We start from the raw sequence: 21,325 nt of genomic DNA on the forward strand, positions 1-21,325 counted from the left end.
TGCCAAGTACCGGAACGGCCGATATCCGAACCGTGTCTTGCTCCATTGCAATTTCATCGCGATAGTTGCATGCGGTCAAATATCGAATGTCGCCCAAAACCATCTCGAATCCAGATTGACACCACTCAAGCAACCGCGAAGAGCATGGCGCTAGGAGAATTTGGCTTGGGGATTCCCTAAGTCCGGTCTGGAATCGTGGCTGACCAGTGCCTGCCCTCGATCAATGTCCTGACGACCTTGGGGATCAGCTTGCGGACCGCAGAAACGGCTGGAGAACGCTCATCTTTCGAGTTGACGGCAAGCACAACGGAACGGGTGATCACTGGATCAATGATTTTAACCGTCCGGACTTGGCCTCGAGACGCCTCTTTCTGAATGGCTGACGGGGTAAGAATAGAATACGCTTTTCCTTCCATGACCATATTGATGATCGTAGAAAGGGAGTCGACTTCGAATCTTACGTCGAGCACACAACCGTGTTGCGCAACGACATCAGCCACCGAACGCCTGACATTGTTATTGCGCATCGGAACCGCCAGCGGAAACGCATGCAGGTCGGCGAGCGGTATCGAATCTTCGAAAGGCGGTTCACCCGGAGGCACCACCAGGCAAAACTCTTCGCGGGCCAGCACCGTCATTTGCCCTACGCTCTCCGCAGTGCGGTACAGGACTGCCAGATTGAAGCGGCCAGCAGCCATCCACTCCTCCAGCGGTCCAGTCATGCCCTCGATCATCTTAAGTGAGATCCTCGGCAATTCGCTTCTCATCGATTCAAGTAGGGGACCGCTAAGGACGCGAGCGGCTCCGGATGGAATGCCAATGGTCACCTCTCCGGAAGGAGCAGCCACCGAGTTTGTCAGTTCCGCCTCAGTGAGCTGAATTTCCTTCAGGATGTTCCGCGCGCGCTCAAGCAGCTTGTCTCCGGACGCCGTGACGCTGACACCGGTCCTGTCGCGAACGAGCAGCTGGGTGCCGAATCCTTCCTCCAGTTGACGCACATGCAGGCTTAGAGCGCTTTGAGCAACGTTGAGGCTGGCAGCTGCCTTCGTGAAACTGCCGGCTTCGACGACGCCGACAAAGTATCTTAACTGCCTGATGTCCACGATGACCAAATCCAACCAGGGCATGATCCCCAGTGCCTTCTTATCTATCTCGAAACGAGATGGCAGGCAAGACTAACCGTCGGGCCATATCTCGAAACCCGGCGCCTGTCCGGCCACTGATTAAACGCAGGTCAGTTACTGCTGGCGAGAGCCAGGATCTCGTGGGCGCGCCGAACTACTGGCGGATCAATCATCTTACCGCTCAACGAGAATGCAGACAGTCCACGCGTGGCGGCATCGTTTTCCGCAGCGACGACGCGACGGGCCCACTCGAGTTCCTCTGCGCTTGGCGAGAAGGCCTCATTGAATATGGCCACTTGTATCGGATGGATCGCCAAAGCTCCGGCAAAGCCAAGCCGCCGCGCATGCGCCGCGGCTTCACGAAGTTTATCAGTGTCCGAGAACTCGCCGATACTTCCTATGAAGCCCAGCGGGAGCAACCCGGCCGCGCGGGCGGCAAAAAGAACGGAAAGGTTCGGCGTCAAAAGAAGGTCGAATTCCGGGGCGCCGCCAACAGCGGCACTGAAGTCCTCAGGCCCAAGCGCCATTGCGATCATCCTTGGATGCGCCGACGCAATGGCCGCGAGCCTTTGCAAGGCGCCCGGGGTCTCGATCTGGGCAAGGAACCGGATGCGTCCCAGCGGAAGATTTCTTTCTTGTTCAAGTTCCGATACCGCATTCGCGATCTCTGATACCAACTCTGCCGAATCCGTCTTCGGAAGAACAAGTGCGTCAACACCAGCTATGACGGCTGCATCGAGATCGGTCGCCAAGGCGCGCAAACCACGATTAACGCGGACCAAAACCGATTTGCCCTTCCGGCCCACCTTTGCCACGGATTCAGGAAGCCGCCGCCGTGCCTCATCCTTCTGATCTTGTGGAACGGAGTCCTCGAGGTCGAGTATGACGCCGTCTGCCCCGCGCTCATGGGCCGCCTCCACAAAGCGCGGAACGTGAGCGGGAACGAAGAGCAGGGATCTCCAGCGGGGTACAGGCATCGGCCTTTCGACCGCCGGAACGGTGTTCTTGATCATGGAGTCGCCTCTGCGGTCGACGGCGTAGGCATTGAGCTTATTGGGCGGCCGATGTGCTGAGATGACCCGACGTGTGCACGCTTTCTATAAATCGCGAGCGCTCCCGCCTTATCGACAAGATGCGCGCTCACGCTGACGCGGCTCTTTCGCGCAAACGCCCTAAAACCTCTTCGCGGACAGCCTCAGTGTGGGTGCCAAGCGCCGGAACTGGGCGAAGTGAAGGGCGCTCGGAGTTAAAGATCGCCGCCGGCGCTATCGTCTCTACAGTTCCTTGAGGTGTGCCAACCTCAACCCTGCGAACGTGTGGATGTTTTGAAATATCCGCCACTTGGTTCAGTCGGCCGTATGCCAATCCGGCTGCCTCAAGCTCCCGCATCGCTTCATGGCAGGACAGTTCGGAAAAACGCAGTTCGATAATCTCATCAAGTTGCGCCCGATGACTAAGGCGCTCCATGTTGTCGGCAAAACCAGGTGCGCGTGTGAGCTCCGGCTTCTTCAGAAATTTCTCGCAGAAATATACCCATTCGCGGTCATTCTGAACCGAAAAAACGATGTCTTTCCCGTCGGAGCACCGATACGCGCCATATGGCGCTAGCGACGGGTGTTTCACGCCCGCGCGTACTGTGTGGTAGCCGCTATAGTCGTATTGCAGAACCGGCACGTTCATCCAGTCGGCGAGGGCATCGAACAGTGACACCTGAATACTTGCCCCTTCGCCGGCGACCTCTCGGTGATAGAGCGCCTGAAGAATGGCACTATGCGCCGTCATGCCCGCTGAGATGTCGCAAACCGAGACCCCTACACGCGCGGGCCCTTGTTGGTTGCCGGTGATCGCGCATAGACCTGTTTCAGCCTGGACGATGAGATCGTAAGCCTTCAAATGGGAATACGGCCCTGTCTCCCCGAAACCAGAGATGTCGCAGGTGATCAGCCGCGGAAAACGCCGACGGAGATCTGCAGACCCGAAGCCCAGTTTTTCTATGCTGCCCGGCTTTAAATTTTGGATGAAGACGTCAGCATTGGCAATGAGCGTGTCCAGGACGGCGCGGTCGGCTTCCGATCTCAGATCCAGACAGACAGACTCCTTACCCCGGTTGAGCCAGACGAAGTAAGCGCTTTGTCCTCGCACCAACTTATCGTAGTTACGGGCAAAATCCCCTTCGGGCCGCTCTATCTTGATCACGCGGGCGCCGGCGTCCGCAAGGCGCGACGATGCGTAAGGCGCAGCCACCGCCTGCTCCACGGCTACGACAGTGATACCCTCAAGAGAGTTCTGCATGCGACACCGTGCTTTTCATCCCAATTTTTTCGTCTTGAGCCGGACGACGGTTCAGCATCGCCAGCAACCGGTTTTGTTCATTCCCAACGATTGAGAATGCCTCGTCGACACCCATTCCAGGCTTTGCAAGCATCATGTCGGCCTGGGTTGCCACAGAAACGTGGACAGAAACTTGGGCGGAGAGATCTGTCTCGGTACAGCTTCCCCCGACATACGCTCCGACTTTGTTGGCTTTGCAAATGAGGACGGCACGAGCCGTGTCGGCTATTGAGCCGACATCGGGGGTCTTGATTTGAACGAGATGCGTGGCCTTCGCTTCGGCAAAGAGCCGGATATCCTCGAGCGTATTGCATCTCTCATCCACGACAATGCGCGCGTTAGAACCCCGGTTGTCCAATATCGATACGATCTTGGCGTAGTTCTCAATTTGAGCTTGCGTGGAACCAAAGTCCGCCGGGGATTCGATGTTGAGCGTAAAATCCGGGACGGTGCCGGCAACCTTGCATATAAAGTCGGCGATGGTTTTCGGTTCCAGGCCGATTTCCTGGCCGATCCAGCCATACACATCGAAATGCAGCACCGGCTGATATCCTGGACGGCCGATTTCGCGCGTGCGCGCAGCAACCCACTTCACAAACTCCAGAAAGGTCTGCCCGTCTAAGCCGAATTTCTGCCGCGAGTTGATCAGACCGTGGGGGAGCACATCCACCGCTTTCAGGATCATCTTGTCGACGTTGATTTCCCGAGTATCACCGCTCTGGCAGTAGATTGGGACCCTACGCTTTGGCAGCGGTAAGTTAAATTCACTGCATACGATCTCCGCCATCGTCTTGCGCTGAAGATGGGCGGCTGCGCGAAGAAGCGCTTGGCTGACACCATACTCAACAGCCAGAGGTAAACGCTGATGTCCAAGTGCTTCCAAAACCTTCGTGCAAGAATCACGAAACCGAGAGGCATCGATATCAAGAAGCCGCGGTGCGACAACGCGTGACGTTAAATCTGAGATTTGATTGGTGTCGAATAGAGGATCGCGTCCACCGGCACCAGAGTACTGGACGTTCATCATGTCGCCCCAAACAACGATGTCGTCGGTGAGGGCGAGCCCGACGCTGAGCGAAGATGCTGGAATGCGAATCGACTTGAATCCAGGCGTTACTGGCGCACCAACATAGGTGAAGCCGTCCTGGGTTGCGCCATCCCTGATTGCCGCCTGGTCGTCATAGAAAAATGCGCCGTTGCCAGGCGCGAGCAGGACATCTTTGATCTGCACTTCACTTCGCTCGATTTTTTGCGGACTGCGTTGACGGGGCGCTTGCAGTTCGTTCACTGCCTGCCAAGTATGCGCCACTTGGTGTTGAGTTCACCAATATAATGTTCCGGACGGTGTCATCGTGTTTTGAGATGGCCCGTACCTGCCCAAGGAAACTCCGTCGCCCGAGTTGGGTGCGTCAAGTTCTTGTGTGGATGCCAGCCGTTTTGCAAGGAAGAACCTGAAGCATTGGACGTGTGATCGAGTGCGGTCATGTGTCAGGCCTTGTTTGCGGCCATTCCATATGCCGCGGGCCGGTATGGTGATGCGCGGATCAGGTCCAAATCAGCAAAGCGAGCTTGCGTGGGCTCTCAACTTGACTCTGGTTTTCCTGACCCCGATCTGATCGATCATTTGCCTATGCAGTTCATGCCTTCCTCACATCCCCGACGTCCCGGTCTCAGGTGCGTTGTTGCAAATCACGCAGGCACCGTCGCCGGATCTCGGTAGTCCTCCTGTTTCGTCAGCATGGCCCAGATGCCACGCGCCATCTTGTTGGCCAGCGCGATTGCGACCAGCATGCGCGGTTTCTTCAACATCAAGCGGGCAAGCCAGGAACCGTCGGGCGCGCGCCTCCGAGATGCCCATCGAACCACGGCCATTGCGCCGATGATGAGCAACCGCCGAATATCGCGCTGGCCCATCTTCGATACCTTCCCTAATCGTTGCTTTCCGCCGCTCGACTTCTGCCGAGGGACCAGCCCGAGCCAGGCGGCGAAATCGCGACCGCACTTGAAGGCTTCCATCGGTGGCGCAAAGGTTTCAATGGCAAGGGCAGCGATAGGGCCGACACCGGGCATGGTTTGCAAGCGCCGAGATGTTGCAGCTTGCTTGGACAGCGTAAGCGATATTTCAAACCACACGGTTTATTTCAGGACGCGTTTCAAAGCCCGATGCATTTTGGCACAAACCCGCCTCTTCGATGCGGCAGACATCCTAAATATGACAAATCTCGTCGAGACCAATTTAGAAGATCGCCTGGACAGAACGAGGTAGCTGAATTCAGACTGTATCCGATTAAGTTTGGTCGCTTGAGGAGGTTTGCCTGCCGGCGAGTGCGGTGTCTCGCTCCCGCACTGTGGAGGCACACGCCATTCTGGAGTATCTACAGAAGCTTCGAAGCTACTTGGCACACGAATTGCTGTTGAGAACGTGGTTGGACTGATCCGACTGCAGCCCAACTTGGCTTAAAGCGGGGTGTGGACCATCCGCATTGACCCTAACCTCTGAAGAGAGGCGCCAACTCGGAGTCGTCGGGGACGCGATCGAAGCTGCCCCCTGTACCCAAGGAGAGCACCACCATGCCCGCCGTCCAATTCAACCGGTCGACGACAACAAGCTTTAGATACGTCCCTATAACGTCCGTACCGACCCATTCTGCCAGAAAACCTGAGCTACGCACGCACATTGGCAACACGTTAAAGGAGAAAATGTCGATGGCATGCTCGAATTCATGGACACCGCTACCTGGCCGCGCGTCCGATCCGAATGAAGTCGGCTGGATGCGCAGTGGCGTCGCCGCCCGCGAACACGCATCACTTTCGAGAGCGACCACTTTCTCAATTTCCGCGGACGCGCGAACGTTTGCCGACTGTCAACGTGTGGCGCGGGCGGGGCGGGCCCATGCGATGCGCGGCGAATGGAATAGCAATCAGCCGATCCCTGCATCCGTTACAGCGGATGTGCAAAATTGGCGGCGGCTCCTCCAAGTTCAGGGGCTAGGAGACGCAGGGCTACGGACATCGCAGCCACTAGTGGGTGACGCACGATGAACAGGGCGCATTTTTTTGGGCCGAGGCATGCACGCCAGCTTCTCTATGGGGCGTCGACGGCGGAGATGGTCGTGGCGCATGTCTCACCGATAGCGGGCAATTTTGGAAATAGTCAATGGCGGTTGCAAACCAGAAAGAAAATCAAGTGCGCCACAAGAATCTCATAGGTATTCTCGGGGGTATGGGCCCAGCCGCAACATTAGATTTCATGTCAAAGATCATAGCTGCAACGCCTGCCACAATAGATCAGGATCATATTCCACTTATTGTTCACGACGTTCCGCAGATACCAGATCGGTCATCGGCCATTCAGAATGGTCGAGACGATCCTTTCCTGCCGATGCTTTCAGGCGTTCGCTTCCTTGACGCGGCTGGTGTCGAATTCATCGCGATTCCATGCAATACGGCCCACTATTGGCACGATCGATTGGACCGGGGGTGTCGGGCGACGATACTTCATATCTCCCAGGCGGTGCTTCACGAGCTCCTAGCGATGCCGACCAGGCCACGCTCGATCGCAATCATGGCGACGCGCAGGACAATCTCCGCAGACATCTACGCTACAGAATTGCTTAAGGCGGTCGATCGCGTAGTCGTTCCAGACGAGAAGACGCAACGTCTCATCGACCATTCAATCACATCTGTCAAAGGGGGCACGATGGCTCCCGCCCGCGAGGCAGCGGGCGCCGCGGCGAGGCTGCTGGTCCAGCAGGGAGCGGAGTGCTTGCTTTTGGCATGTACCGAACTTCCTGTCGCTCTTCAGGGCTTGAGGTCCGGACAACGACGCTCGATGCGACCGATGCGCTGGCCCGAGCTTGCGTTGAGGCGTCCATGGGCGAGTACCAAATCGCGATGGCGGGGTAAAAATGGATATTCAAGACGATGGCCTTGACTCAAGCGGTCCGACCGATGCGGCTTGGGAGCCGATGATGCCGTCGGCATCTGCCAGCCGCGCAAGTCGGGTGATCGACAGATGGGCATTCGGCTTGAGCCTCATCGTTTGGCGGGGCAAACCGCCTCTGAATCGGAAGCCGTATATGCCCCGTTCTGTTTCTGCTGGTTCGCCTCAGCGAGGCGGCGATCATTATCTGGCCGCATACTGCCACGTGCTCACTGAATTGCCCCAGCGCGCAGCCGACGCCGAGAATCTGCTGCCCTTCAACTTCGGCGCACGCGCGCACCATAACACCAGCTGACGCGCGAACCTCATCTTCAATGCGACAATCCAGACCCGCCCGATGGCATCATAGCGCCTCCGACCCGCGACGCTCGTCACGGCGTTTACCGAATTGCGCTTACCCTTCTCCTCACCCCGTCTGGTCGAGGAGATGTTACCGTAGCGCGGCGTTGCCGTTTCCAATGAGACGATATGGCGCGTGCCGTCGATCGGGACAGCTATGGGCTCAACGAGATCGTCCAGCTCCGCTGCAATGCCAAGATCATCTGCGTCATGTAGTGGGCTTGGCGGGGCAGCCTCCGCCCTGAGTTCGATGCGGCGAGCCAAATGCTGCCATGGCTGCGGCGCGGCGATCAGGATGAGATTCGTATTGCCTCACCGTGGAATACTCCCGACCGACATTGTCCGTTGCCTCATCATAACGTTCCCCACGACCGGAATCCGGATCAATTCGTCATCGGCTCGATTGCCGGCTCGAACTGCATCGCGCCGAACACCATTGCGTGCGCCTTTTCCTTTCGCCAGATCTTCAAGCGGCGCTGCAAAGTGCGCAGCAACTGATCGGGAAATTGCCCCGGACACTCCGCCTGCAGACGCTCCAGCAATTCGCGGCTCGTCCGCCAGGGCTCTTCGTCAAACCACGCTTGCAGTTCTTTGGCGACGAGGGCGAAGGGATCCGGTCGCCGACGGCCCCGTTTTTGCTCGGCTTGGCTTGCGCGGTTGGGCGGATTTCACCCTCCTTCCAAGCCGTCCGCAGGCCCGACAGGAACCGGTCGAGAGACGGATCGGCCGCGACAACCGATGGCGTGCCGGACCTGTCGGCGATGTCGACGAGGCGCTGCTGCGCCATCCGCATCTTGCTCAGCAACCGGACAGGGTCCAGCCGCATATGTTTGCGCGAGTGCGGCGCGAACCGGTTCCGGCGTCCGCGGATCCGCCAGCAATCGTTGGCAGGGCGTCGCCGGGCGATGATAACGCTTGCGCACGCGGGCGCCGTCCCGCTCCTTTGCGGCCAGCTTGAAGGAGGGCTGGAAGAAGTTCACGAACAGCCGCACCGTCGCATAGAGCTGCGCCAGGGCTGCGGCGGCTTCAAGCCCCTCCAGCCGACGATGCGGCGCACCACGGCACCGTTCTTTTGCTCGACAAAAGCCTGATCATTCTTAAATCGCGCACCGTCTCGTTCAGGAACACGCTGTCATTGTCGGTGTCGAAGGCGAGAAGGTCGAACGGCAGCAGCCGCCGCAATTCCGTCAGCACCTCGCTCAGCAGCTTCTGCTCGCGGACCAGCAACGGCGCGCATTCCGTCGATCCGCTCGCAACGTCGGTGATAACCAGCGTCTGCACAAAGCTGCCGCTCGTCACTGGGCCGCTGTGCGCCACCAGGTCGGCCTCCACAAAGCCGGGCGGTGGATCCTGCCAGTCGGAGAAGGTGCTCCGCCGCAGCCCCGAGCATGCCGCGGGCAGGCGCCGCTTGCGGGCAACTGCGGTCTCGCGGACCGCGCGCAGCGCACAGTCGATCGTTGCCGCACTCATCGCCAAAAGCCGCGTCCGATTTCCGGCGCAAGCTGAAGATGGCCGACGCTCCATCGCCTCGACCAGGATCGGCACCAACGTTTCAGCCGCTTCCCGCAGATCCGGTCCGAGGCCTCCCACAACACGATCAGCGCTTCACCAACCGCATCGTCATAAAGCCGCCGCTCCGGCCGCGGCCCCGAACGACCCACCTGCGGTCCGTTGCGCAATAGGCGCATCGCATGCTTGCGGTGAAAGCCGCTCACCGCCACGAACTCATCGAGAATGCGCGACTTCCCTGCCCGCTCGCTTCGGGCGTAGCGCTCTGTTACCGCGCTCACCAGCTCATCCCGCGTCGCCATGCTGACCTGCCTCATCTGATTTGCTCCTGCCACACGAATGCGGGGAGCAAATCAGATGAGGCAACGGCTTAACATCCAGGAACAATTCAGGCGAGCCAATGCGCGCTCGCAGCTTCATTGTCGCGCCGCATCAGAAGCCCTTGCAATCGCAGCGGCAGGCATATCCTCGATCTTAGTCATGGTAGGGGCTCCTCACCGAGTGGTGACGTCGAACATCACCAACCTGCCATGGCCGCCTCACTCCCGTGAGCGATTTTGCAGAACTTCCCGCACACTACCCGGTCACGTGAGTCGAGATGTTTGTGCAATTTGATCTCCTTGCCGCAATTCGCCGGTAGGAACAGGAACGCGAGAATAACCTGCGTCTGGCGTCCTAACAAAGCTAAAAGACGACTTATCCAGTTTGCTATGAATCCAATCACGAGACGGCTGATGCGCACTAACTGTCGCCAAGCTTGGTTAACCCGAGTTGGAGCGTGTGGAACCAGTGTCACACACGGCGGTCGAAAAGATGATGGAGAGGCGATCCGGCCTGATCGTCCTATGGAAGAAGGTTGGAAGGCTGGTCAATGGCTGTGCGTGACGGCGGCCATGGGGGGCGGTTCAGGCGAACAGTACGCTCAATCTAGGCCAATTTTCCGGCCGCCGGGTTGAAGGCTGCATTCTCTCCTTCACGCCGACTTACAGGGGCCAACTCATATCTCAGGAGGAACAGTATGACCATGTCTTCGAAGCTCGCTGGCGCGCAGCAGGCGTCCGCGCAGCAGATGTCAACGATCTTCGGCTTCGATCTTCATGGCGAAGCCGTGGGGCCGTACAAGATCGGCCAGCTGGAATCGTTCTATGTGACCTTGCGCGACGGTGTTAAGATCGCCTTGGATGTCGTCCGTCCGCTGGGTGACGGCCCTCACACCAAGCGAGACACTGTTCTGTTGATGACACGCTACTGGCGTGGCCAGAAGGGATCTCCGGACACGTACGCGGGCGTCGCCGAACGGTTCGTGCCGCACGGATATGCCGTTGTCGTTGGAGATGTTCGCGGCACCGGTGCATCGTTTGGCGTGTGGCGTCATCACTATTCGCGCGCCGAAACATTGGACTTCAGCGACGTGTTCGACTGGATCGCCGCGCAGCCCTGGTCCACGGGCGGTGTGGTCGGCACCGGCCATTCCTATCCCGGCGCCACCGCGATGTGGATGGCCGAGCGAAATCATCCGGCGCTGAGGGGCGTCATAGCGAGCGGCGTCGAACTCTGTCCATACGAAGAAAACTACCATCCCGCTGGAATCACCAACGCCGCTCAAGGAGAAGTGTGGGGCAATAGGGTCAAATTATTGGACCGCAATGTGTTCTCTCGCACGGACCAAGGGGCCGGCACGATCACCATCACGCCCTCGCCGGGCGTGCGTCCCGTTGGGCCGGATGGCGAGGCGGACCTCCAAGCGGCCCTGCGCGATCACGAGGCGGCCCCGTCGGAATGGGAAGGCCAACGACTGGTGACGTTCAAGGACGATCGTCCCCCAACCTGGGGTGGAGAGTCCTGGCTCAATTCTAGCACCATGTATGTCATGGACCGGATCTCTCGCTCAGGTACCCCAATACAAAACTGGATTGGCTGGTTTGATGGTGGCCTGGCTCAAGGAGCCGTTCGTCGCTTCGTGGGACTGTCAAATCCGCAGTGCCAGATCATCGGCCCGTGGGGGCATTCCCTCGCCGATAAACCCTACGATCCGCTTCGTGCCGCGGATGAGGTCATCCTTCCAACGATGCCGACCCTGGAAGCGGATCAACTCCGCTTTGCGGAGTTGTGCTTCAATGGCCAGGCTGCCCGCGAACAACGCAAGGTCCTCCATTACTATACGCTCGGGGAGGGCTGGAAAAAGACCCGCTCGTGGCCGCTGCCGGGCGCCACCCGCCGACGGTGGTACATGGCAAGTGGCTCCCGGCTCAGCGCATCGCCCGACCGGGCGGGCTTCGATTGGCTTCAGGTTGACCGTGCCCTGGGAACTCAGACCTCGCAGTGGTGGAACCGCCCCGATGTGGATTTTGGAGATCGGCGAAAGTTCGTCGACGGTCGCCTCGCCTACATAAGCGAGCCGTTGACACGCGACCTCGAGATCACCGGAGACCCTGTCGTCCACCTGAACACCACCTCGACCCGCGAGGACGCTGCCTTTTTCGTGTACCTCGACGGCGTAAAGCCGGACGGGGAGCCCTATTATCTCACGCGCGGCCAGCTGCGCGCCGTGCACCGGAAGGTGTGGACCGACTCACCATTCAGCGCGCTCGGACCCCAGCATAGCTACCTGCGCCGCGATGCCGAACCGCTCACGCCGGGCGAGCCTGCCATTCTGACCTTCACCTTGCTCCCGATCTCCGCCCGTCTACCGGCGGGTCACCGCCTGAGGGTGGTTCTCGCCGGCAGCGACGTGCCGACCTTTGCCAGCGTGCCCGCGGACGGCGAGCCGCCCTTCCTCAAATTTCATCGTGGCCCGGCCGGTTGCTACATCGACCTGCCGATCATTGAGCCCTAAGCAGAGAGCCGAATCTGGTCGACATTCAAGACAGACTCGTCGGACGTGAACACGATGAACTGGCTAATCGCAGCGCCTCACATGTCGGCAGATTTGTATGACTGGGGGGAACGCACCGTTAGAAATTTCCTGGAGAATCTGGAACGCGGGGTTACAGGAAAGCCACTGGAGAATGTGGTAGATAAGGCCGCGAGGTTCAGTTGAAGGCGGGTTCTGCGAAGGTAACGTAGCCGCGGGCGGGTCCAGGGCGCGAAGGGAGGCGCAAAGCATGGCGTTTAACTGTGATATCCCTGCTATTCCTAGCCAGGGACGACGACATGGCACGCATCACACGATGGGATTTTGCGGCGGGTGCGGCGACCGGTTGGCACATTCACGGGTGGCCCTATTTCGTCGTTCTGCTAACCGACGCTGTTCTTCACATCTATGACGGGGAGAAGGTGAGCGACGTGCCTATCTCCGCCGGTCACAGCTACATGCGTCCTCGACGTGATGAATGGCGGCGACAAGCCGATCGCATTCGTCGAGACCGAAGGGAAGCGCCCTAATCGGCGAAATAGGGGAGGCGCAAAGAATTTGCCACTGCTCCTTGGGCTTCTACTTCGTCAACCTGCCTTCGCGCGTGGCAACCATCTGCGCGTCGCAGAAGAACGCACCGTCCAACCCAGCATAGTTGATCCTTTTGCCACGCACGAGATCGGCTGCGAGCTGAGGCGATGTCGCAATGAGCATTGCGATCCACTTGGCCGGGTGGCGCGAGACCTCTGTCAGGGCGGCATCAAAGCGATCAGACGGCATGGCCTGCCCCCCGAAGCGTTGCTGCGCTGCACGCTGCTCAAACAATATCGGCAGTTGAGCTACCAGGAGTTGGCGTTCCACCTTGAGGGCTCCCGCCTCGTTTCGCGCCTTTCCCGCCTGCCATCGTGGAGCCCACGGCCAGAGGCGGGCCCGCAAGATCCAGTTCTGGACGATAGAGTTTCCGGCATGTGTCACGACGGCGGGCTGGGGCGCCATCGGGGATTGATCATGCCGAACTCGGACGTGTGCCCGACGAAACCGTCGCCATTCGACCTCCGGTTGCGCCTTCAGCCGTGTCCGGTTCGAGGCGTCTGTGTTCGGAACCTGACGCACTGACGCGCAAGTATTCCGCGTCGGGTGCGAAACACATGGTTTCGCCCACTTACTCGTACAACCTCTTCGTTGGCTCGCCGATTGCATGGGGTACCGGTGGAGGATCCGTTCGTTACGAATATTGCGGTCTGGCGGTCTCCGACCGAGGAGGTCCATATGAAACTTGCTCAAACGATGCAACTCAATGCGATAGACACTGCACTGTCGAGTGCTGTCCCGCCAATCGAAGTTTTGCCGGGTTCGGCGCGGGTGCCGCTGTCATTCCCGCAGCAGCGGCTTTCGCGCCCTACATCGATGGACATTACCGTTGCCCGCGGTTGCTTCGCTCGGCACGATCAAAGCCGGCGAGCAGCGGCGCGAGCATCGTTCCTGCACGATTCCGCCGGCTCCCGCGACGCTGGACCGCCCGCAGGAATACGGCGCGCTTAGTCGGGGGAATATTGGCTGGCTTCGTCAGATTGCGTCCGTTCCGGTCCTCGCCCTGTGTTTGGCCCGCGAGCGAAGCGGTCTGGCGCGTTCACGACAGTGGTGGCGGCTTCGGTCGTCGTGACTTTGACGAGCTTGCCAAGTGCGTTGAACCTTCTCCTGCGTTTCCCAGAACTGTGTCGGTGCAGGCCGGCAGCATATGTAAGAGATATCGCGATCTCCGCCTGCGGCAGGAGCAAACCCGCTCGCCGGTTGGCCGGCCGAACCGGTGGGCGCGCGGGGTCCAGACGAGCTGTTCCCATTAGCAACCAAATGCAAGCGAATGAACGTGACAGCAGGCAAACATAAAAGGAGTAGCTCATGCGGGTAGCTATCGTGACGAACAGTGATTTTACGGGCGTGATCAACCGGTTCGGTCTCCCTTGTCCGCAGCCGCCCCAGCCTTGGCCGCAGACAGGGAAAATCGAAAGGGTGGTGGCGGCACTGCAAGAGGGCGGCCACGAGACGCTACTGTGTGAAGGCGATAAAGGACTGCTCACTACGCTCGAGCGATTCATGCCACCCGATCCGCAAGCCCGCCCTTCCGGAATCGTCTTCAACCTGGCGGAGGGAATTCAGGGCGAGTCCCGTTACACCCACGTTCCGGCCATGCTTGAGATGGCCGGTGTTCCATACACCGGATGTGGCCCGCTCGGGTTTGGGCGGACGAGCGACAAGGTCATCACCAAGACGCTCATGCGGGACGTCGGTCTGCCGACGCCGAACTTTCGCGTGATGCGTCGCGGCAACGAGAGTATCGGCAACCTGCGATTCCCAGTCGTAGTGAAGCCACCTCACGAAGACTGCAGCCTCGGATTGCAGCTCGTACATGAACCGGCTAAGTTGAGACAGGCCGTGGAAGAGAACGTCGCGCAGTATGCGCAGGATGCGCTCGTGGAAGAATACATCGAGGGGCGGGAAATCTGCGTTGCGTTGCTTGGAAACGGAGAGCTTGAGGTGTTGCCTATGGTGGAGCAGGATTTCGGCGACCGCGAAACGCGTCTTATGACTTGGGATGCGAAATTCGTGGCGGCCGCGGCGGTGCCGAAGATTTGCCCGGCGCAAATCGAGAGCGGGCTGGCGACGGTGCTGCGGGATATTTCGATAGCGACCTTCCGTGCCTGCCGCTGCCGGGACTATGCCCGCGTCGACTTCCGTATCGCTAGCTCCGGCCAGCCCTTTGTCCTGGAGATCAACTCGATGCCGGGGCTCAGTATGAGTTCCGGTTTTGTCATAGCCGCGATGACTGCGGGACACAGCTACTCGAGCTTGATCCATCGCATCCTTGATGTCGCCCACACGCGGTACTTCGGAATCGGCATCCCCTAGTCTCTCATGTTCCCTGTCAATGCTGAAGGCGAGAGGGAACAACTGCCTTGCGCGCAAAGCAGTCGGCTTGGCTGGAACTGCACAGGGCCGGGGGTGGAGCTCAGAGACGACGGTTGATCAGACTCTCATCCGCGGGTTGGATACCGCGTTCCGTGTCTTCGTCTCGGGGCTTTCCTCGGTCTAGAGGGCGCGCGTCGGGCGGATTGGCTCGGCCACATAACTCTTATGACCGGAATGATGGATGACCTTTTTCGCCCTATGCCTTTTGCCACAGGTTCTGTTTGCCATTGATGAGGGCAGCGCGGAGACGGGATGGGGTCTTGAGACGACGGTTGATCCAGCTCTTATCCGCGGGTTGGTTACCGCACTTCCGTAATCCGTCCTGGGCTATCCCTGTCTAGCCCGTCTATTCACGAGCGGCCTGGTTCCTTGCCGCTTAGCGTTCGGTCATGAAGGTGTGAGGCGTCTTTTTCACCGCAGCTGAGACTGGACTTTGGAACGCGCTGGAGGGTCAAGGTATCGGGTTCGGCGGGGCTTTGATGCCCCGGCGCTCATGGCCCTGCGGGCTGCAGCGTGATGGCGATCGCTCGGAACAGACTTGCTTCGGGACAGGCGGCGGCGAAAGCCAGACGGATGCGCGAGACGGTTTCGGTGACGCGGGCGCCGAGCTTGAGAAGCCTGAGCCGCAGTGTAGCGAACTCGGCGTTGCACAGATGCTGGGTCGTGGGCACCGCCTCGCGCTGGGTGAGCATCAACCAGTATGCGGGGGTGTGCAGGACGAGACGGACCTGGTTGGCAATCGGTGAGCGGCAGCTGGTGCGGTCGGAGGCGAGCTGGCTCTTGTGCATCTTGATCAGGTTTTCGGCCTGGCCGCGGGCGCAGTAGGATCACATCGTGGACATGCTCGGCGGAGCCTTTGTCGAGATTGGTGACAACGAAGCGGATGTCGAGGCCGAGGGTGGTTGCCTCTTTGCGGGCGCAGGCGCGGCGTTCCGTCTTCTAGGATTTCGCCTTGTATCGGGTCTCGGCATAGCCGCGCAGCACCGGCTTCTGCTCGAGCGCGCGGCGAGTGCGGATATCGTCGGCGGCTTCATCAACCAGACGCTGGAGAACCTTGTTTCCGGGCAATCCGAAGAGGTAGTCGATTGTCCTCCCACCATGCCATGACTTGCGCCCGGCCATAGTGGCCATCGCCGCGGATCAGAATGCGGGTGGTCGGCCAGCGGGCGCGGATGCGCCCGACAACATGCTGCGCGCCAGCCGCACCAGTTCGTGGTTCATATTGAGTTCTGATCCAGGCGCGCGGGGAACAGATCCTGTTCCCCGGTCTCGCGCCGCTCGCGTGGTTTACCCATCGCAGCGCTCCGATTCACCATCACAAAGCAGTGATGGAGTTGTCTTGTCTTATGATTTTCTGTCCAGGGGGATGTGGAGCAAACCCTTGAAATGACGTAGGATTTGTTTGCTTAGACCGATCCGCGCCATGTCCCGGAGACCACACCCGCCAAGAATGACCCTACGCTGCGGCTGACGCGTTTGTCATCTATTCGCAGCAAGTCTGTCGTCGCCGCCGAGCGTCTGGCGCGCTGCATCGACGATCCGCGCTGTTCGGACCAGATCGTCCCCAGCTTGGCCGACATGATCGGCTTTCGCATGAAGATGATCGCCGCCGGCTACGAGGATGGCAATGACGCCAACCGGCTATGGGCCCAGGATGCGCTGCCGTCGGGTCGGGATTCGGCCTCATCGACGATGTGCCGGCTGGAGAACCTCCCCGGCGTGCGGGAGCTGGTCGCCATGGGGCGGGCGATGGTCGACCTCTATTGCGCCTCCTTCCAGCAGGTGCCGAAGCGGATCGTGCTCGACATTGACGACACCTTTGATGCCTGCATGGCGACTAGCAATTGCGCCTGTTCAACGCTCATTACGACGAATACGGCTTCCAGCCGATCGTGGTGTTCGATGGCGATGGCCGGTTCGTCGGTGCGGTTCTTCGGCCGGCAAGCGGCCGAGCGGGGCTGAGATCCGCCCCACCTCCGCCGCCTGGTGCGGGCGATCCGGAGCAACTGGCCGAACACCCGGATCCTGATCCGGGCCGACAGCCACTATTGTAGTCCACCGGTCATCGACTGGTGCCGCGCCAACGATGTCGACTTCATCCTCGGCCTGGCGCCCACCACGACGCTGCGCGAGCATGTCGCGGAGCTGGAGGCCAGCACGACGGCGCGCTTCGAAGCGTCGGCCAAGACGGGCAAGGTCCGCAGGTTCAAGGAGTTCGTTGACGGCGCCGCCACTTGGAGCCGCGTGGAGCGCATCATCGCGCGGGTCGAGGTCGGCGCCCAAGGTGGCGATACCCGCTTCGTCGTCACCAACCTTGCCGGTGGGAAGGCCAAGGCGCTCTACGAGGATGTCTACTGCCAGCGCGGCGCGGCCGAGAATCACATCAAGTCGTGGAAGACGCAATCTTGCCGCCGACCGCACATCCTGCACCAAAGCGACGACCAACCAGTTCCGGCTATTCCTGCATGCCGGCGGCTATTGCTCATGTGGGGCCTGCGCGCCGCGATGCCGAAACGCTCGAGCTTTGCCGTCGCCCAATTCGACACGCTGCGATTGCGCCTCATCAAAATCGCCGCGCGGGTGGTCGAGATGAAAATAGATCCGCCTGCACCTGCCGACATCCTGCCCGGACCAGCGCATCCTGCGCCTCGTCCTCAGTCGCATCCCGCAACTCGCGACATAAACAATGGGGCGCAGACGTCCCGAAATAAACCCGCTGACCGCAACCTGCAAACCCCGCCTGCCATCACGACAGATCACCGCCGGCGCCTGACGAGGTTGCCAAAAAGCACCGCAACGGCGGCCAGATCGCCGCTTCAGGCCGCCAAAAGCTCATCGCCGTGCATCAAGGCGGCTAGCTCATCGTCGGGGGATGCACGTTCAGAGCAGGTCACCGACTACAAGCTGGTTCGGCGGTAAACTGAGATATGACTTTTGGACTCATCGGTGAACGCACCTCTCGCCCAATCTCCCCAACGCTCCGCTAGCTCCAGCCCAACGCATTCAGCCATGGTATCGAGCTCCTGGTGATAAACGTAACGAACGCGTTGTCGAAAACGTCTGACCGATGTACCAGAAAACCAGAGGGAGGTTGAAACCAAGTTCTGGTTTAGTGGATCGTGGATTTCCCCAGTCACGATTGTAATCTCGTGGTCCAAGAGCGTAGTAGTGGTTTTCTTGCCGCTGACGAAGCCATCCAAGGCCGGCACACGAACTTCTATCACCAAAACCCCATCTTCATCTAGTGCCTGCGCGGCAGATCGGAGGCAAGCTATTTGCTGTTCGCGCCTAAAGAGCAGCGTGAACGTGCCATAAACACAATAGACAAGATGGTAGCGTTGCTCTGAGCCGAAATCGGAAATGTCCCCCTTCCAAGCCTTAATCAGATCACCATGCTCGGCGAGAAGTTTCAACATGCTTTCCGAATTGTCGATACCTTCGACCTTGACGCCGCGCTCGCTCAACGGTACGGCCACCCGGCCGTTCCCAATACCAAGTTCAAGAGCACTCCTTCCGCTGGAAAACCGCTCAAGAAAGGCGGCAGTTTCGTCTGCCTCAGCGACTTTACCTACCATGCTGGTATATTTTTCATAGACCGAAGCCAAATTCTCGTCATAGTGAAACTCGTCAGACATTTGATTCTCCTGCGCATGGTTAGACATCTTCTTTACCTACTCTCGCCAGTTCAATCTTATTTATTTTAGACATTCATTGAATTGCTGTGTTTTTCACATTTGCCATTTAAATGATGATAAACTTCCTCAAAGCAATAAAACAACAACTATAGTTTATATCTTCTCAAGCTGTCTTTTAAATCTCCGATCGTCATATTAGCGCATCATTTCAACCAACTTAATAATTATAGTATAGGCAGAGATATTCTTATGGGCATGTGTTACTTCGTCATCCACCTTTACGTCCTTGATTGCCACAATACTGGCCCACGTACCTGGAATCTTCGTCACTCCAAACTGTTTGTGCATTTTGGTTCAAAGAGTGATTCACTGGCGAGGTAAAACGAAAAACATCGTAGCGCTCCATTGGATCAATTTTTCGATTTCTATGGTTATCTCGCGGAGTACTATTCCAATAGTGCAGGTAAGATTTAGATGTTTTGTTGCCACATCATCAAATTCACACGTTGGAGCGAGCTCATACATCTCCAATCCCGATAGGAATATTGGCAAATACATCACGACCCTTTCGGGGAACATTCTTGACATACAGAGCATTGCTGCGATCAAAGACCCTGTCGACTATCGTGTGTACCTTCTCAATGCTGAGCGTTTCCATTCAGGGGCAATCATTGAGTTCTCGGCGTCATTCACAAGGCAACGCTGAGTTCAAGGAAGTCGACGGCGGGTATTTCGCACGCTCGCCTACGAGGCTCACTGTCCTCGCCGCAAAGCTCTTCATCCGCGGAGCTACCATTTAGGCTTCGGCCAAATCGCGCGTCTATAGGCCGACATTCCAAGAGTTCATTTCACACCTTGTTCTTTGAGAGCTAACATAGATTGTTCTCAAGCTCGTTATACCTACCAACATAAGTAGGTGACGTTAGCTGTCACCTTGTAACTCAACATTTGCCGAGTCCGTCAGCTTGGCAAAGACGATCCCGACTGCTCCTCCAGGCTACAATCCCCATAGCGCCAGATCGTCCCGCGGCTTCGTTCAATCCGGCTTGCGATGAGGTCCGACAACCAGTCCCCCCGCTCCGTCGAGCATGCGGACCTCACAGAAGCCTTGAATGGGGATTTGTTTGTCAAGCCATTTGGGCTGCCTTCCGTTTCAACCAGCCCCGCCTGATTTGAGAGGATCCGAGGGGAGCCCGCCATCGCACGCAACACATGCGCCGCGACCTTGTATTCGGTGGGATCCGTGCTGACCATGAAGCATCCATTCGCTTCGGCGGCAAGGCTCCGAGGCGGCGGGCCCATTCTCCAGAAGGCATCGAAGCTAGGGGTCTGTTCGGGTCACCACCACCTCGGATCATCGACGGCCAGTCAGGGAAAGCCGACCGGACGCTGAACTGCTTGTTTGGATCCCTCCCAGCCTGCTCAGGCCGGCTGCCGCAGCACGACGTCGGCCAGGATGTCGCCAATCGTGACCATGCGCCACAACGCGATGAGCAGCTTGCGGGCGAGTGCTACGAACTTTTTCGCCTTGCGCGAACCGCTCGGGCCATCTGTTCGCCCCCGGGACCATTGGGCGAGCGCGCTGTCGTTCTGGAACCGCAGGAAGCGCCAGGCGAACTGGATCAGCCCCGCGGCGCACTCCGGCGTTACCGGCCTTCGCCAAGCCCTTCTCCCACCGTTTGGAACCGCTCTCGTCAGGCACGCCAGTGAGCCCCGCATAGCGGACAACCGCCCGGCGATCCTGCAGGTTGCGGGATAGCACCTCCTGCACCAGCATGTCGGCGGTCTCGACGCCGATGTCGATGACGCTGGCAATCAGACGCACCATCGCATGTGGCTCCGTCACCGGCGCCTGTTCTAGACGCGAGAGGCGTGCCTCCTCGATCGCCTTGATCTGCTCGCGGATCATGGCCGGGCCGGGTCATATCGCGCCGGAGCTCGCCAACCGTGTTTGGTGGCAGCGGCACACCATCCGGTGTCCGCAGCGCGTCAAGGCATTTCACCGCTCTGCGCACTTTGGGGTTGAAGCCGCGGATCCCGAGCCACGCCAGGATCGCCTTGACGCGGTTGATGATCCGCGTGCGCTCGCCCACCAGACTTTCTCGCTCACGGCTAGGACGTCTGGCCTCTTCTTCCTCGAGCGTGGGGATCGCAACCATCCTGCAATGCCCGCGCTCGCCGCGCAGCCAGCCCAGGAACACGCGCATGAGCATCGCCGTGTCCAACCGGTCGGTCTTCGCACGCCGATGCTCACCCGATACCGCAACGCTGGTCGAATGGATGGCGTGCACCTCGATGTCGCGCGCCCCAGCCAGAACCCGTCGCGTCCCGCCTCAAAGGCCAGCGCGATCCGCTCGATCGTCCTGCCGGCCTTGACGGCTTCCTCGCGCCAACGTTCCATCAGGCTCAGCAGCGCGGCTGGATCCGGGTGTCAATGCCGCTCGAATTTTCCCCAAAGGTGCCGAAGTAAAATTCCCCAGTTTCGCCGCTTAGACTGTCGCGGAGGGGTGTCCATTTTTCGGTGGCCGGCCGCGCGGCCGCGATGGTGGATTTAATGTCGGCGGCGTGATGGAGGCTTTTGATCGCAAGTGTTCGGGCATGAGCTCGGCGTGCTGGCGGAGCC

Annotated in this window: 14 protein-coding genes and 5 pseudogenes; 9 read left to right on the top strand and 10 right to left on the bottom strand. The window is 59.2% G+C overall.

Going from position 1 to position 21,325, the window contains the following annotated elements; translation table 11 throughout:
* Window positions 1–176: 176 nt before the first annotated feature.
* The 5 genes and pseudogenes from NKH42_RS13260 to NKH42_RS13280 all read right to left on the bottom strand — a co-directional run.
* Window positions 177–1,103, bottom strand: a complete 927-nt coding sequence (locus NKH42_RS13260; RefSeq protein ID WP_352707328.1) for a LysR family transcriptional regulator — start codon at window positions 1,101–1,103, stop codon at window positions 177–179.
* A 131-nt stretch (window positions 1,104–1,234) separates the two neighbouring features.
* A complete protein-coding gene (locus tag NKH42_RS13265) occupies window positions 1,235–2,137 on the bottom strand; it encodes an HpcH/HpaI aldolase/citrate lyase family protein (RefSeq protein ID WP_352974185.1) in 903 nt (300 codons plus the stop codon).
* 127 nt (window positions 2,138–2,264) lie between these two features.
* The gene (locus NKH42_RS13270) at window positions 2,265–3,416 is read right to left on the bottom strand and encodes a CaiB/BaiF CoA transferase family protein (protein ID WP_352707315.1); all 1,152 of its coding nucleotides are present in this window, start codon (window positions 3,414–3,416) and stop codon (window positions 2,265–2,267) included.
* On the bottom strand, window positions 3,400–4,686 hold the full coding sequence (locus NKH42_RS13275; RefSeq protein ID WP_352707330.1) for a methylaspartate ammonia-lyase: 1,287 nt from the start codon (window positions 4,684–4,686) through the stop codon (window positions 3,400–3,402). The genes NKH42_RS13270 and NKH42_RS13275 overlap by 17 nt, the downstream gene beginning before the upstream one ends.
* 458 nt (window positions 4,687–5,144) lie before the next feature.
* Window positions 5,145–5,537, bottom strand: a pseudogene (locus NKH42_RS13280) (transposase); the annotation flags it as partial.
* Window positions 5,538–6,705: 1,168 nt separating this feature from the next.
* On the opposite strand from NKH42_RS13280, the gene NKH42_RS13285 reads away from it, so the two are divergent.
* From NKH42_RS13285 to NKH42_RS13295, 3 genes are all read left to right on the top strand, one after another.
* Window positions 6,706–7,389, top strand: a complete 684-nt coding sequence (locus NKH42_RS13285) for an aspartate/glutamate racemase family protein (protein ID WP_352707333.1) — start codon at window positions 6,706–6,708, stop codon at window positions 7,387–7,389.
* A complete protein-coding gene (locus NKH42_RS13290; protein WP_352707317.1) occupies window positions 7,364–7,693 on the top strand; it encodes a hypothetical protein in 330 nt (109 codons plus the stop codon). Before NKH42_RS13285 ends, NKH42_RS13290 begins: the two co-directional genes overlap by 26 nt.
* A gap of 308 nt (window positions 7,694–8,001) precedes the next feature.
* A complete protein-coding gene (locus tag NKH42_RS13295) occupies window positions 8,002–8,235 on the top strand; it encodes a hypothetical protein (RefSeq protein WP_352707335.1) in 234 nt (77 codons plus the stop codon).
* Here the strand turns inward: NKH42_RS13295 and NKH42_RS13300 are convergent.
* Window positions 8,121–9,563: pseudogene (locus tag NKH42_RS13300) on the bottom strand (transposase). The gene NKH42_RS13295 and the pseudogene NKH42_RS13300 overlap by 115 nt on opposite strands.
* Window positions 9,564–10,264: 701 nt before the next feature.
* Between NKH42_RS13300 and NKH42_RS13305 the strand changes: the two are divergent.
* From NKH42_RS13305 to NKH42_RS13315, 3 genes and pseudogenes are all read left to right on the top strand, one after another.
* On the top strand, window positions 10,265–12,082 hold the full coding sequence (locus NKH42_RS13305; RefSeq protein WP_352707319.1) for a CocE/NonD family hydrolase: 1,818 nt from the start codon (window positions 10,265–10,267) through the stop codon (window positions 12,080–12,082).
* 633 nt (window positions 12,083–12,715) lie between these two features.
* Window positions 12,716–13,018: pseudogene (locus tag NKH42_RS13310) on the top strand (ISNCY family transposase); the annotation flags it as partial.
* 981 nt (window positions 13,019–13,999) lie between these two features.
* On the top strand, window positions 14,000–15,007 hold the full coding sequence (locus NKH42_RS13315) for a D-alanine--D-alanine ligase family protein (RefSeq protein WP_352707321.1): 1,008 nt from the start codon (window positions 14,000–14,002) through the stop codon (window positions 15,005–15,007).
* A gap of 551 nt (window positions 15,008–15,558) precedes the next feature.
* Here the strand turns inward: NKH42_RS13315 and NKH42_RS13320 are convergent.
* Window positions 15,559–16,259, bottom strand: a pseudogene (locus tag NKH42_RS13320) (transposase); the annotation flags it as partial.
* 284 nt (window positions 16,260–16,543) lie between these two features.
* Here NKH42_RS13320 and NKH42_RS31250 point away from each other — a divergent pair.
* The 3 genes from NKH42_RS31250 to NKH42_RS13325 are packed head-to-tail and all read left to right on the top strand — an operon-like array spanning window position 16,544 to window position 17,986.
* Window positions 16,544–17,029 (top strand): transposase, encoded by a 486-nt coding sequence (locus tag NKH42_RS31250; protein WP_502905757.1) that lies wholly within the window; start codon window positions 16,544–16,546, stop codon window positions 17,027–17,029.
* Window positions 16,957–17,121 carry a hypothetical protein gene (locus tag NKH42_RS31255; protein WP_502905759.1) on the top strand — a complete coding sequence of 55 codons (165 nt, stop codon included), beginning with the start codon at window positions 16,957–16,959 and terminating at the stop codon, window positions 17,119–17,121. The genes NKH42_RS31250 and NKH42_RS31255 overlap by 73 nt, the downstream gene beginning before the upstream one ends.
* Entirely contained in the window at window positions 17,054–17,986 is a 933-nt protein-coding gene (locus tag NKH42_RS13325; RefSeq protein ID WP_502905758.1) for a transposase, read from the top strand. The genes NKH42_RS31255 and NKH42_RS13325 overlap by 68 nt, the downstream gene beginning before the upstream one ends.
* On the opposite strand, the gene NKH42_RS13330 is transcribed toward NKH42_RS13325, so the two are convergent.
* From NKH42_RS13330 to NKH42_RS13345, 3 genes and pseudogenes are all read right to left on the bottom strand, one after another.
* The gene (locus tag NKH42_RS13330) at window positions 17,965–18,702 is read right to left on the bottom strand and encodes a class I SAM-dependent DNA methyltransferase (RefSeq protein ID WP_352707322.1); all 738 of its coding nucleotides are present in this window, start codon (window positions 18,700–18,702) and stop codon (window positions 17,965–17,967) included. The two genes, NKH42_RS13325 and NKH42_RS13330, sit on opposite strands and share 22 nt — an antisense overlap.
* Before the next feature lie 1,354 nt (window positions 18,703–20,056).
* A complete protein-coding gene (locus NKH42_RS13335; protein ID WP_352707324.1) occupies window positions 20,057–20,611 on the bottom strand; it encodes a transposase in 555 nt (184 codons plus the stop codon).
* Between the two features lie 580 nt (window positions 20,612–21,191).
* Window positions 21,192–21,325: pseudogene (locus tag NKH42_RS13345) on the bottom strand (AAA family ATPase); the annotation flags it as partial.

Source organism: Mesorhizobium sp. M1142 (genome assembly GCF_040318565.1).
Taxonomy (GTDB): domain Bacteria; phylum Pseudomonadota; class Alphaproteobacteria; order Rhizobiales; family Rhizobiaceae; genus Mesorhizobium.